The sequence below is a fragment of the Streptomyces sp. NPDC029169 genome (genome assembly GCF_055563935.1).
The window spans coordinates 93,834-106,228 of the sequence record NZ_JBVHXA010000010.1 but is presented as its reverse complement, the minus strand read 5'-3'; the positions used below and the strand labels follow the sequence as shown (position 1 = coordinate 106,228).

The window sequence follows — 12,395 nt, the reverse complement described above, 5'->3', positions numbered from 1 at the left end:
ACCGACAAGGAAAAACAGTTCGATTCGCTGCCCCGGCCCGGCTAGGGTCCGTCGCGTGGCAACGAAACTCAATCAGATCATCGCAGTGGAGAAGGGCGTCAAGTCCAGGGCGCAGCAGGACCTCACCGCGGCGCATCACGGGCTGCAGAAGCCGGCTCTGCTCGCCGGCATCTCCCGTACGTACCAGCCGAAGGACGAGGAGGGCGAGCAGCTTCCGCCCGAGTCCACGCTGGTGCAGGTCAAGGCCGAGGACGTACTGCGGGACACCGCACGGGCGTTGACGCGGCTGTTCGATGTGACCGCCACCAAGGACTGGGCCAACTGCGAGGCGCGCGCCGACGTCACCGTCGACGGGCGCGTGCTGGTGAGCCAGGTGCCCGTCGCGTACCTCCTCTTCCTGGAGAAGCAGCTGACGGACATCAACACCTTCGTCCGCAAGCTGCCTGTCCTCGACGCGGCCGAGTCCTGGACGCAGGACCCGTCGACGGACGCGTGGAAGACCGAGGTCGTGCGCACGGTGCGGACGAAGAAGGTGCCGCGCAACCACGTCAAGGCGGAGGCGACGGACAAGCACCCGGCGCAGGTCGAGGTGTACTACGAGGACGTGCCGGTCGGTTACTGGACCACCGTCAAGTTCTCCGGCGCGCTGCCCGCCCGGCGGGTGAACGAGCTCCTGGAACGGGTGGAGAAGCTCCAGCAGGCGGTGAAGTTCGCCCGCGAGGAGGCGAACAGCGCCGAGGTCACCGACCAGCGGGTCGGCGACGCCGTCTTCGGCTACCTTTTCGGGTAACGGGAGACACCCATGAACTCCCCGGCCACAGAACACGGTCGGGGTGCGCGAGGAGCGCAAAGCTGAAGCTGAGACGTGTCGTGAATGCGCGGCCCTTCTGACAAGGGTCGCGTTCAAACTCAGACTATTGCTCCAGATTCAGCATTCGCCGCTCATCGCCGGATCGACCGGGCCCGGGCCCTGGTGCGTCGAAATGCCAGTTCGAATCTGGTCCGCCGAGCTCGATCGGCGGTGGTCCAATGGCAGGACGCGACGCAATGACGACTGACCCGGGCTCTCAAGTGTGCCGGCGTGTGATGTGAGTGGCATCGACAGGGTCCGGGGGCAGGCTACGCCCTCGGACCCGCTCCTTTTCCCCGCGGCTGTCTACTGCCGGTAGCCGCTCAGGAAGCGGCCGATGCGGCTGATCGCGGCGTCGAGATCGTCGGCGTACGGCAGCGTCAGGATGCGGAAGTGGTCCGGACGCGGCCAGTTGAAGCCGGTGCCCTGCACGACCTGGATCTTCTCGCGCAACAGCAGGTCGAGGACGAACTTCTCGTCGTCGTGGATCCTGTGCACCTTCGGGTCGAGGCGCGGGAAGGCGTAGAGCGCGCCCTTCGGCTTCACGCAGGAGACGCCGGGGATCTCGTTGAGCTTCTCCCAGGCCTTGTCGCGCTGCTCGTGGAGCCTGCCGCCCGGGGCGGTGAGCTCGTGGATCGACTGCCGGCCGCCGAGCGCGGCCTGAATGGCGTACTGGGCAGGGGCGTTGGGGCACAGCCGCATGGAGGCCAGCATCGTCAGGCCCTCCAGATAGCTCTTCGCGTGCTGCTGCGGGCCGCTGACGACCAGCCAGCCGGAGCGGAATCCCGCCACCCGGTACGTCTTGGAGAGCCCGCCGAAGGTGAGGACGACGAGATCCGGGGCGAGGGAGGCGGCCGGGTAGTGCACGGCCTCGTCGTAGACGATCTGGTCGTAGATCTCGTCGGCGAAGACCATCAGGCCGTGGCGGCGGGCGAGGTCGAGGATGCCCTCGACGATCTCCCGCGGATAGACCGCGCCCGTGGGGTTGTTGGGGTTGATGATGACGACCGCGCGGGTGCGGTCGGTGATCTTCGCGGCCATGTCGTCGAGGTCCGGGTACCAGTCGGCCGACTCGTCGCAGAGGTAGTGCACGGCCTTGCCGCCCGCGAGGGTGGTCACCGCCGTCCACAGGGGGAAGTCGGGGGCGGGGATCAGCACCTCGTCGCCGTCCTCCAGGAGCGCCTGGACGGCCATGGAGACCAGCTCGGAGACTCCGTTGCCGAGAAAGACGTCGTCGACGCCGACCTCCGGCAGGCCCATGGCCTGGTAGCGCTGGGCGACGGCGCGCCGGGCGGAGAGGATGCCGCGGGAGTCCGTGTAGCCATGGGCCTTCGGGAGCATCCGGATCATGTCCTGGACGATCTCCTCGGGCGCCTCGAAGCCGAAGAGCGCCGGGTTGCCGGTGTTGAGGCGCAGGACGCTGTGGCCGGCCTCCTCCAGGGCGTTGGCGTGCTCGATGACCGGGCCGCGGATCTCGTAGCAGACCTCGCTCAGCTTGCTCGACTGCCGGAACTCCATGCGACGACCTCCCCAGAAGGATTGATGCTTGGTTTTACCAAGTTCGAGCTTGGAAAGTCCAACAACTTGTCTAGACTGCGTCGCATGCCACGTCGCCGAAGCTATGACCAGTACTGCGCCGCTGCCCGTGCCCTCGACGTCGTCGGCGACCGCTGGACGCTGCTGATCGTCCGCGAACTCCTCGCCGGGCCCCGCCGCTACACGGATCTGCACGCCGATCTCCCGGGCGTCAGCACGGACATGCTGGCCGGCCGCCTCAAGGACATGGAGGGCGCCGAACTCGTCACGCGCCGCCGCCTGCCGCCACCCGTCTCGGCGTACGTGTACGAGCTCACGCCGCGCGGGCGCGAACTGCTGCCCGTCCTGCGGGCCCTGGCCGAATGGGGCGCGCCCGCCCTGGACGAGCCCCGGCCGACCGACGCCGTGCGCGCCCACTGGTTCGCGATCCCGCTGCTGCGCGCCCTGGAGGGCGTCGTGACGGGAGTGGTGCAAGTGACCCTGGACGAGGGTGCGTTCCATGTACGGGTCGGGGGCGACGGGGCCGCCTCGTACGCCGACGGACCGGCGGAGGCCCCCGACGCGCACCTGTGGACGGACACGGCGACCTGCCGGGCCCTGGCGAGCGGGGAGCTGACGCTCACGGAGGCGTGCGCGGCGGGGCGGGCACGACTCGACGAGTCGGTCGGCGCGACGGGCTGACCGGCAGACCAGCCGAGACCGGACTACCTACCGGCTACCGGCTCACTGGTCGATCCCGTTTCTCCGTGGTGCTGTTCCTAAACTCGAGCCCGTGCGATTCGAAGCGATCACCTGGGAGCGGCTCTCCGAGCGCCTGGCCGCGCATGTGCACGGGGCGAGCCCCGGCGACGGAGGTGCCTGGCTCAAGGTCGGGATCGACGGGGCGCCCGCGGCGCCGACCGAGGAGACCGCCGAGCGGGTCGCCGAGGCGCTGCGGCTGCTCGGGCGGTCCGTGCTCGTCGTCGGTACCGGGGGGTTCCTGCGGCCCGCGTCGCTCCGCTACGAGTACGGGAAGCGGGACCCCGACGCGTACTACAGCGGCTGGGTCGACACCGGGGCTCTGTGGCGCGAGGTGTTCGGGCCCGTGGAGGCGGGCGGCAGCGGGCGTGTGCTGCCGGACCTGTGGGATCCCGTCACCGACCGCGCCACCCGCAGCCCCTACGTGGAACTGCCGCCGGGCGGAGTCCTCGTGGTGCACGGCCCGTTCCTCCTCGGGCACTGGTTCCCCTTCGACCTGACCGTGCATCTACGGCTCTCGCCCGGCGCTCTCGCGCGCCGCAGCGAGGACCCGTGGATCCTGCCCGCCTTCGAGCGGTACGAGAACGAGGTCGGCCCGTCCGAGGCCGCCGACGTGGTCGTCCGCGCCGACGACCCGCGCCACCCGGCGTGGACAGGCCTTCCCGGCTAGGCCGACGGCGGCCGACCGCCACCACCCGGCCTTCCCGGCTAGGCCGACGGCGGCCGACCGCCACCACCCGGCCTTCCCGGCTAGGCCGACGGCGGCCGACCGCCCACCACGGTGACCGCCTCCGCGCCGGCCCGGCAGCCGGCCTCGGCCGCCTCCAGCGCTTCCGCGCCCGCGAGCCGGGCCGCGAGGAACGCCCCCGTGAACGCGTCGCCCGCGCCCGTCGAGTCCACCGGCCGTACGTCCTGAGCCGCGACACGGCCCGTCACCGCGCCCGCCTCGGCGACCAGCGCGCCCCCGGCGCCCAGGGTGACCGCCACGAGCGGGAACGTACGGCTCAGCGTCACCGCCGCCTCCGCCGGCTCGGCGCAACCCGTGAGCAGCCGGGCCTCGTCGGCGTTCGGGAACAGCGCGTCCACGCCCCGCGCGGCCGCCAGGAACCGGTCCGGCCCGAGCTGCTTCAGGAACCCCGCGGACGCCGGGTCCACGCTCACCGGAACCCCCGCCTCCCGCGCGCCCCGCAGCGCCCTCAGGGCAGTGGCACGGCTCGACTCGGCGAAGAAGAGGTACCCGGAGAGATGGAGGCACGCCATCCCGTCGAGGAACGTGTCGGCCCATTCGGCGGGGGAGATCCGCAGTGCCGCGCCGCTGTCGGTCAGGAACGTGCGCTCGGCGTCCGCGTCGACCAGGGAGATCACCGTCGCCGTGCCGACCTGCCCGTCCTGGATCAGCATCGGTCGCACGCCCGCCCGGCGGAGCGCCCGGTCGTGCCACGCCGCCTCGTCCGTGCCGACCCGGCCGAGCAGCCCCACCGGCCGGCAGCCTGAACGCGCCGCCCAGCAGGCGACGTTGGCCCCTGCCCCGCCCGGCAACCGCCGGATCTCGGCGGCCGTGTCGGTCGCCGGCTCCAGGGGTGTCCGGTGCCGGGCGACGATGTCGGTGACCACGTCGCCGACGACCAGAAGACCGCTCATATGCCGTCTTCCGCGTACGCCGAGGCGATCCGCGCCGCGAGCCGCACATTGCCGCGCACCGCCGCCAGGTTCGCCTCCAGGGACGCCCCGTCGGTGTGCACCGTCAGATACTCGAGCAGGAACGGCGTCACGGCCTGCCCGCTGATCCCCTTCTCCTTCGCCGCCGCGAGGCCCTGCGCGAGGACCCGGTCGTGCAGTTGGGGATCCAACTGCTCGGCCACCGGTACCGGGTTGGCGACGATCATCCCGGAATACGGCTCGCCCAGCTCGTCCCGGGCCCGTATCACGCCCGCCACCTCCTCGGGCGTCCGCAGCGTCCAGTCGACCGGCTCGCCGGAGGAGGCCAGATAGAACCCGGGGAAGTACTCCGTTCTGTACCCCACCACCGTCACACCCAGCGTCTCCAGACGCTGCAGCGTCGCCGGGACGTCGAGGATCGACTTGACCCCCGCGCACACCACCGTGACCCCGACCCGGGAGAGCAGCCGCAGATCCGCCGACTCGTCCTGCGTCTCGGCCCACTCCCGGTGCACCCCGCCGAGCCCGCCGGTCGCGAAGACCCGGATGCCGGCCGCGTCCGCCAGCCACGCCGTCGCGGAGACCGTCGTCGCCCCCGTCGCCCCGGTCGCGAGCGCCGGAGCCAGGTCGCGGTGGCCCAGCTTCCGTACCGCTGGGTCCTCCGCGATCCGGGTCAACCCGTCCTCGTCGAGCCCGACATGGGCCACGCCGTCGATCACCGCGATCGTCGCGGGCACGGCGCCCCCGTTCCGTACCAGCGCCTCCAGCTCGCGGGCCACCGCCAGATTGCGCGGGCGCGGCAGGCCGTGAGCGATGATCGTGGACTCCAGCGCGACGACGGGCCGGCCCTCGTGGAGCGCCTCCCGCACCTCTTCGGACACGTGTGTGGACATGTCCCATTTCTGGCGCGACCACGGACCACTCAAACCTCGGTGGCGAGCTTCAGCCACAGCGGGGCAGTCCGGGCAGCCGCCCCGCGTCGACCACCTGGATCACCGGCCGGGACCCGGGGGCCTTGGCGTTGCCCACGCTGTACGAGACGGCCAGCGCGCCGCCTCTGGCCTGCGCGTAGCCGTACGCCGGAGTGATCCGTGCGTACGAGCCCGAGCCGAGGTCCAGGGCGTAGGAGGTCTCCGGGGTGCGCCAGGTGACCAGGCGGCCGCTGATCCGCAGCTGGTCCATGCCGTCGACGGCCGGGGAGGTCGTCACGACCGCCGTCGGCCGCGCGTCTCCCGTCCGCCACACCATCAGCCGGGGCGCGGTCTCGCCCTCCACCCACGCCCAGGTCCCGCCTCTTCCGCCCTTCCCGCCTGCCCCGCCGTCGGAGACGACGGAGCGGATGTCCCGGAGCGCGGCGAGCGGGCCGGGCAGCGCGGCGGGCCGCCCGTCCACGAGGGAGACCGCGGCCAGCCGGGTGCCGGAGCCCGCGGACTCGCGCCACACCAGCAGCCCGCCCGCCGCGAACGGGGCGTCCAGCACGCCCGTGTGCAGCGCGCGGTGTGCGCCGCCCGAGGCAGGCGCCGCGTACACCGTCGCCTTGCCGCCACCGACGCCCTGCGCCCAGTGGACCGTGCCGTCGCGGACGACGGGCTGGGGGAGCGGTCCTGGCGCGGTGGAACGGGCGAGCCGCCGGGACGAGCCCGTCTCGGCGTCCCACACGTAGAGACTCCAGGGGCTGTCCAGTGTCCGTCCTTCCAGGACGGCGAACGCGGCCCACCGGCGGCCGTCGAAGTCGGCCGAGAGCATCTGGTGCTCGACGGGATCGGCGAGGGCGAGCAGGGCGCGGGGCGCGCCGCCTGCGCGTACGAGCGCGGCGCGCCGCCGGTCGCCGCCGGTGAGCTGGACGGCCGTCCAGCCGGGTCCGGTGTCGGTGAGGGCCGCCCGCTCACCGGCCGGGGTCCGCAGCTCGCCCGCGTCGAGCGCGGAGCGCCAGGCGGCGGGCAGCTCCACCTCGCACGCGGCGGCGAGCGCGCTCGGTCGCGGCTGCGCCGGGGTGGAGGCCCTGTCCGGCATCGGATCCGGGCCGGACCGCGCCGACGAGCATCCCGAGAGAAGGACACCCGTCAGCAGCAGGGCGAGGGTCCGGGCCCGGCCGGGGGAGGACCGGCCCGGGGAGGACCCGACGCGGGAGGAGGAGGGCCTACCAGACGTAACCACGGCCGCCCATGATGGTGGTGATGGTGTCGGACGAGATGTGCGCCGACTTGGGGACGGAACCCGCCCACGAGATGACGCTCGTGCTCACCCCGCCCACCGGGTCGAGGTAGTTGACCTGTCCGGCGGCGGTGTCCGTGTTGTAGCCGTCTATCGCGACCCAGTGGAATATCTCGATGTTGGGGTGGCCGACGAGGTGGGGCCCGCCCGGCACCTCCCAGGCGTTGCCCGCTATCGCGTAGTCGTTGTCGGTGTCGTGGGTGATGTGCTGCCTGAAGGTGGCCTTGTCTGTGGCGGTCGGGGTGTACGGCAGCGCTCGCGGCACGTAACCGGCGCCGGGCAGACGGTAGTTCAGGGCGTCGGCCATCGGGTAGCCCGTAGGGCTGGGGACGTTGATGTTGATGCCGTACCAGGCGGTGCCGCTGGAGTTCGTCCTGAGGAGGGTCGCGGCGTCCTGCTGCGAGCGGCCGGCTACCTCGTCACTGGCGGACTGGGTGATCACGAGGGTGGCCGGGCCGCACCAGTACGAGGTCTTCTGCGACTGGTGGAGGCCCCCGGAGAGCTTGTAGCCGGCGAGCGCCGCCCGGGTGCGGAGGCTCTCGTACGCTCTGGTCGCCTCCGCGTGCTTGGCGTCGCTCAGTCTCCGCTGCTCCGGGGTGAGGCGCTGCGGGCCGAGGGTGTCGTGCGCGGCCTTGTACGAGGCGCCCGGGGCCATCGGCTCGGGGGCACCCGGTCCAGCTGCGGCCTGGGCCGCGGGGGCGGCCGCGAGGGCGGCGGCGACGGCCGCCAGCAGTACGGCTTTGCGGCGGGCTTTGCGGCGGGCTTTGTGAGGGGGGCAGGCGGACGCGGGCATCGCACTCTCCTGTCTGAGGTGGGGGAGGAGTTCAGGGGGAGTTTGACGCGCACACGCCAGGCTCGACAGGGGGCTCGGCGGAATCCCCCCGACCAACATTGGGTGCACCAAAGGCGCCTCCCGTGACCAGCGGGGACATCGGTCCGTAACCTGCTCCGCCGGCCCGGTTTTCGGCCGTAGGAGGCTGTTGCGCCTGCCTCGGCGACGTATGCCTATGAGCGGTTCCGCCCCCGAGGGGGCCGAGGTGTCCATCTGCCACTTCTACGACGGCCTCGCGGTCGGCCACGACCTGACGTACGCCGAGTGGGGGCCTCGGCGAGTCGACTCTTCCAGCCGGTCCTGGCCGTGGGGCGGCCCTCGGCCCCCGCTACAGTCACCGCCCATGACGACACATGACCAGGCCTCCTTCGCCGTCCACATCCCCGACGCGGAGCTGGAGCCCGAGCCGCTCGACCCCGACCAGATCGTCTCCGGCAGGCCCGAGGTGACCGGCAAGGTCCTCTGGGAGTCCGCCGACGGCAAGCAGGTACGCGGCATCTGGCAGATCACCCCCGGAGTCGTGACCGACACCGAGGCAAATGAGCTCTTCGTCGTCGTCAGCGGGCGCGCCACCGTCGCCGTCGAGGGCGGTGCCACGCTGGAGATCGGGCCCGGTGACGCGTGCGTGCTGCGCGAGGGGGACCGGACCACCTGGACGGTCCACGAGACGCTGCGCAAGGCGTACCACATCAGCATCTGAACTCCCGGGCGCCAAGAGGGAGTCGAAGGTCTGGTAGGAAGGTTTCCTGTCGGCTACCATCCCGGGCAGCGGCTTGGCGCGGCGCCCGATTCCCATGGGCGTGACGCGCTCAGCGAGAGCTCTGACCCGGCCGCGTAGCAACCGCCTGCCCCGGCGGGTGCTCTGCACCGGTGTCCAGCTCTCGCCGACCCCTCAGGCCAGGGAGCCCAGGTATGCGCCTGTACGCCTCCGCCCCACCCCGTCGCACCACGACCCTTCTCCTCACCGCCGTCCTGCTGCTGATCGGCGGCCTCCTCCTCGCCCACCCCGGGTGGGCCGGCGCCGCCGCCGACCCGCTGATCTCCCGTGGCAGGGCCGCCACTTCCTCCTCCGTCGAGGACTCCACCCTCGGCCCGGCCAAGGCCTTCGACGGCGACCCAGCCACCCGCTGGGCCAGTGCCGAGGGCGCCGACCCGCAGTGGATCAAGGTCGACCTCGGTTCCGCCGCCGCCGTCTCGCGCGTACGCCTCTCCTGGGAGGCCGCCCATGCCAAGGCGTACCGCGTGGAGATCTCCGCCGACGGCGCCACCTGGACCCGGCTCGCCACCGAGACCGCCGGCAACGGCGGCACCGACGACTGGACCGGCCTCGGCGGCAAGGGCCGCTTCCTCCGCGTGTACGGGACCGTACGCGGCACCTCGTACGGCTACTCCCTCTACGAAGTAGAGGTCTACGGCATCCTCGACGGCGGGCCCCCGCCCTCCCGTGCCTTCACCGTCGTCGCGGCCGGCGACATCGCCGCCCAGTGCACCGCCTCCAGCAGCTCCTGTGCCCATCCCAAGACCGCGGCCCAGGCCCGGCGGATCAATCCGACGTTCTATCTGACGATGGGCGACAACCAGTACGACGACGCCCTGCTCTCCGACTTCCGCGCCTACTACGACAAGACCTGGGGCGCCTTCAAGGACAAGACCCGTCCCGTGCCCGGCAACCACGAGACGTACGACCCGGCAGGACCGCTCGCCGGCTACAAGGCCTACTTCGGCGCCATCGCGTACCCGCAGGGCAAGCCGTACTACAGCTACGACGAAGGCAACTGGCACTTCATCGCCCTCGACTCCAACTCCTTCGACGACCCCACCCAGATCCAGTGGCTCAAGGACGACCTCGCCCGGAACACCAAGGGCTGCGTCGCCGCCTACTTCCACCACCCGCTGTACTCCTCCGGCGGTCACGGCAACGACCCCGTCTCCAGGCCCGTCTGGCAGATCCTCTACGGCGCGAAGGCCGACCTCGTCCTCAACGGGCACGACCACCACTACGAGCGCTTCGCCCCGCAGGACCCGTACGGACGGGCCACGGCCGACGGCATCGTCGAGATCGTCGGCGGCATGGGCGGCGCCGAGCCCTATCCGATCGAGACCGTCCAGCCCCACTCCCAGAAGCGGATCAGCGGGCCCTACGGCGTACTGAAACTGGACTTCACCGACACGACGTACACCTGGCAGTACGTCGGCACCGACGGCCAGGTCAAGGACTCCGGCCCGACCTACACCTGCCACTGATGTACCTCGCGACCACAGGTCGCCCGGACGCGCCGCCGCCCCGCACCGGGGCCCGGCGGCGCGTCTCCGGCACCGTCCTCGCGCTCGGCACGGTCAGCCTGGTCACCGACGTCTCCTCGGAGATGGTGACGGCCGTCCTGCCCCTCTACCTCGTCCTCGGACTCGGTCTCACCCCGCTCCAGTTCGGCTTCCTGGACGGCCTGTTCACCGGCGCCACCGCCCTCGTACGGCTCCTCGGCGGCGCCGCGGCCGACCGCGGCGGCCGCCACAAACGCGTCGCCGGACTCGGCTACGCCCTCTCCGCCTGCTCCCGCCTCGGCCTCCTCCTCGCGGCTGGCGCGCCGGGCCTGATCGCGGCGGCGCTCGCGGGCGACCGGCTCGGCAAGGGCATCCGTACCGCCCCGCGCGACGCACTCATCACCCTCAGCGCGCCGCCCGAGGACCTGGGCCGCGCCTTCGGCGTCCACCGCGCCATGGACACCACCGGCGCCCTGCTCGGCCCGCTCGCCGCGTTCGCCCTGCTGTGGGCGACAGCGGACGCGTACGACGCGGTGTTCGTCGTGAGCTTCTGCGTCGGAGCACTCGGCGTGCTGCTCCTCGTGGTGCTGGTGCCGGGAAGCCGGGCGGGTCTCGGTGGAGGCGGTGGCCCGCGTCCACGGCCGGGCTCGCTGTTCGCCCCGCTGCGCTCCCCTGCGTACCGGCGGATCCTCGGCGCCACCGCCCTGCTCGGCGCCGCCACCGTCGGGGACGCGTTCGTCTATCTGCTGCTCCAGCGGCGCTTCGACCTGGCCGTCACCTGGTTCCCGTTCCTGCCCCTGGGCGCGGCGGCCTGCTATCTGCTGCTCGCCGTCCCGGCCGGCCGCCTCGCCGACCGCGTGGGACGGCGCCGCCCGTTCCTGTACGGGCACGGGGCCCTGCTCCTCGCGTACGGACTGCTGCTCGTCCCCGGCCCCGGACCGCTCCTGACCGGTCTCGTCCTCGGGCTGCTCGGGGTCTTCTACGCGGCCACCGACGGGGTCCTGATGGCGCTGACCGGGCCGCTGCTGCCGGCGGGTCGGCGCGCCGGCGGACTGGCCCTCGTCCAGACCGCCCAGGCCCTGGCCCGGCTGGCCGCCGCCACCGGCTTCGGGGCCGCCTGGACGGTCTGGGGCCCGTCGACCGCGGTCGTCCTGGCGCTCGCCGGTCTCGCGGCGGCTCTTGTCTGTGCCTGGCGCCTGCTGCCCGACGCCCCACTTTGGTCCTCGGCTTCGTCTGCGGAAGGGTCTCCCACATGACCGCCACCGCCCGCTTCTGGGTGCTTGTCCTCGCCGTGCTCCTGCTGGGCGGCGGGGCGACGGCCTACACCCTCCGGGCCGCGGAGCGCCCCGCCGTACAAGGCGGCGACCCCGCCTTCACGCTCGACGGCGCCGAAGGACGCCTCTTCGTCCGGGACACGGCGAGCGGCCGCATCAGCCGCCTGGAACCGAGCGCCCCGCCGGAGTACCGCACGGCCGGCGGGCCCCGGTGCGACCGCTTCCACGCCGCCGGGCCCACCGCGCTCTGCCTCCAGCGACGCCCGGGCGTGCCGGCCCGCTCGTATGCGATCGTCCTCGACCGGCGGCTGCGCGAACTGCGCCGGATCGCGCTCCCCGGCATCCCCAACCGGGCCCGGGTCTCCGCCTCGGGCCGGATGCTCGCCTGGACCATGTTCGCGACCGGCGACTCCTACGCCGCCTCCGCGTTCTCGACCCGGACGTCGATCCTCGATCTGCACACGGGCTATCTCGTGAAGAACATGGAGCAGATCCCGCTCACCCTCCACGGCCGTCGCCACCACGCGCCCGACGTCAACTACTGGGGCGTCACCTTCGCCCGCGACGACAACCGCTTCTACGCCACCGTGGCGACGAGGGGCCGCACCTACCTCGTCGAGGGGGACATGCGGAAATGGTCGGCCCGCGCCCTGCGCGAGAACGTCGAGTGCCCGTCACTATCACCGGACGGCACCCGGATCGCCTTCAAGAAGAAGGTCTCCGACGATCCGAACGCGCCCTGGCGGCTGTACGTCCTCGACCTCCGCACCCTGCGCGAGCACCCGCTCGCCGAACACCGCAGCATCGACGACCAGGCGCTCTGGACGGACGACGGCACCCTCGCGTACGCCCACGAGGGCGCCGTGTGGACCGTTCCCGCCGATGGGACAGGCGCGCCACACCGACTGGCGTCCGGTGCGACATCTCCAACGGTCCTGCGCTGAAGACCGGATCCAGGATCTTGGATATCGGATCCAAGATCCAAGATCCAAGATCCAAGATCCAAGATCCGATATCCCATATCCGATTC

12 protein-coding genes are annotated in these 12,395 nt (G+C 72.1%); 7 read left to right on the top strand and 5 right to left on the bottom strand.

Annotated elements, in window-relative coordinates; translation table 11 throughout:
* The first annotated feature begins 55 nt into the window (after nt 1–55).
* Nucleotides 56–790, top strand: a complete 735-nt coding sequence (locus tag ACZ4VI_RS20260) for a DUF7873 family protein (protein WP_468000922.1) — start codon at nt 56–58, stop codon at nt 788–790.
* Between the two features lie 366 nt (nt 791–1,156).
* Here ACZ4VI_RS20260 and ACZ4VI_RS20255 read toward each other — a convergent pair whose 3' ends face one another.
* Nucleotides 1,157–2,368: a pyridoxal phosphate-dependent aminotransferase gene (locus tag ACZ4VI_RS20255; RefSeq protein ID WP_468000920.1), complete on the bottom strand. Its 1,212-nt coding sequence runs from the start codon at nt 2,366–2,368 to the stop codon at nt 1,157–1,159.
* Nucleotides 2,369–2,452: 84 nt separating this feature from the next.
* Between ACZ4VI_RS20255 and ACZ4VI_RS20250 the strand changes: the two genes are divergently transcribed.
* Nucleotides 2,453–3,067, top strand: coding sequence for a winged helix-turn-helix transcriptional regulator (locus ACZ4VI_RS20250; RefSeq protein WP_468000918.1), 615 nt, complete (start codon nt 2,453–2,455; stop codon nt 3,065–3,067).
* A 91-nt stretch (nt 3,068–3,158) separates the two neighbouring features.
* Complete coding sequence (locus tag ACZ4VI_RS20245) at nt 3,159–3,794, top strand: nucleoside/nucleotide kinase family protein (RefSeq protein WP_468000917.1); 636 nt, start codon at nt 3,159–3,161, stop codon at nt 3,792–3,794.
* Nucleotides 3,795–3,874: 80 nt separating this feature from the next.
* On the opposite strand, the gene ACZ4VI_RS20240 is transcribed toward ACZ4VI_RS20245, so the two are convergent.
* From ACZ4VI_RS20240 to ACZ4VI_RS20225, 4 genes are all read right to left on the bottom strand, one after another.
* Nucleotides 3,875–4,765 carry a carbohydrate kinase family protein gene (locus tag ACZ4VI_RS20240; RefSeq protein WP_468000916.1) on the bottom strand — a complete coding sequence of 297 codons (891 nt, stop codon included), beginning with the start codon at nt 4,763–4,765 and terminating at the stop codon, nt 3,875–3,877.
* Complete coding sequence (locus ACZ4VI_RS20235) at nt 4,762–5,676, bottom strand: pseudouridine-5'-phosphate glycosidase (RefSeq protein ID WP_468000914.1); 915 nt, start codon at nt 5,674–5,676, stop codon at nt 4,762–4,764. Before ACZ4VI_RS20235 ends, ACZ4VI_RS20240 begins: the two co-directional genes overlap by 4 nt.
* Nucleotides 5,677–5,725: 49 nt before the next feature.
* Nucleotides 5,726–6,796, bottom strand: coding sequence for a hypothetical protein (locus tag ACZ4VI_RS20230; RefSeq protein ID WP_468000912.1), 1,071 nt, complete (start codon nt 6,794–6,796; stop codon nt 5,726–5,728).
* A 127-nt stretch (nt 6,797–6,923) separates the two neighbouring features.
* Entirely contained in the window at nt 6,924–7,790 is an 867-nt protein-coding gene (locus tag ACZ4VI_RS20225; protein WP_468000911.1) for a hypothetical protein, read from the bottom strand.
* A gap of 382 nt (nt 7,791–8,172) precedes the next feature.
* Here ACZ4VI_RS20225 and ACZ4VI_RS20220 point away from each other — a divergent pair, with 382 nt between their 5' ends.
* The 4 genes from ACZ4VI_RS20220 (at nt 8,173) to ACZ4VI_RS20205 (ending at nt 12,309) form a co-directional block, all read left to right on the top strand.
* Nucleotides 8,173–8,529, top strand: coding sequence for a cupin domain-containing protein (locus tag ACZ4VI_RS20220; protein WP_468000909.1), 357 nt, complete (start codon nt 8,173–8,175; stop codon nt 8,527–8,529).
* A gap of 212 nt (nt 8,530–8,741) precedes the next feature.
* Nucleotides 8,742–10,073, top strand: coding sequence for a discoidin domain-containing protein (locus tag ACZ4VI_RS20215; protein ID WP_468000907.1), 1,332 nt, complete (start codon nt 8,742–8,744; stop codon nt 10,071–10,073).
* Nucleotides 10,073–11,347, top strand: coding sequence for an MFS transporter (locus tag ACZ4VI_RS20210; protein ID WP_468000905.1), 1,275 nt, complete (start codon nt 10,073–10,075; stop codon nt 11,345–11,347). Before ACZ4VI_RS20215 ends, ACZ4VI_RS20210 begins: the two co-directional genes overlap by 1 nt.
* Nucleotides 11,344–12,309, top strand: coding sequence for a TolB family protein (locus ACZ4VI_RS20205; RefSeq protein ID WP_468000903.1), 966 nt, complete (start codon nt 11,344–11,346; stop codon nt 12,307–12,309). Before ACZ4VI_RS20210 ends, ACZ4VI_RS20205 begins: the two co-directional genes overlap by 4 nt.
* The last annotated feature ends 86 nt before the right edge of the window (nt 12,310–12,395 follow it).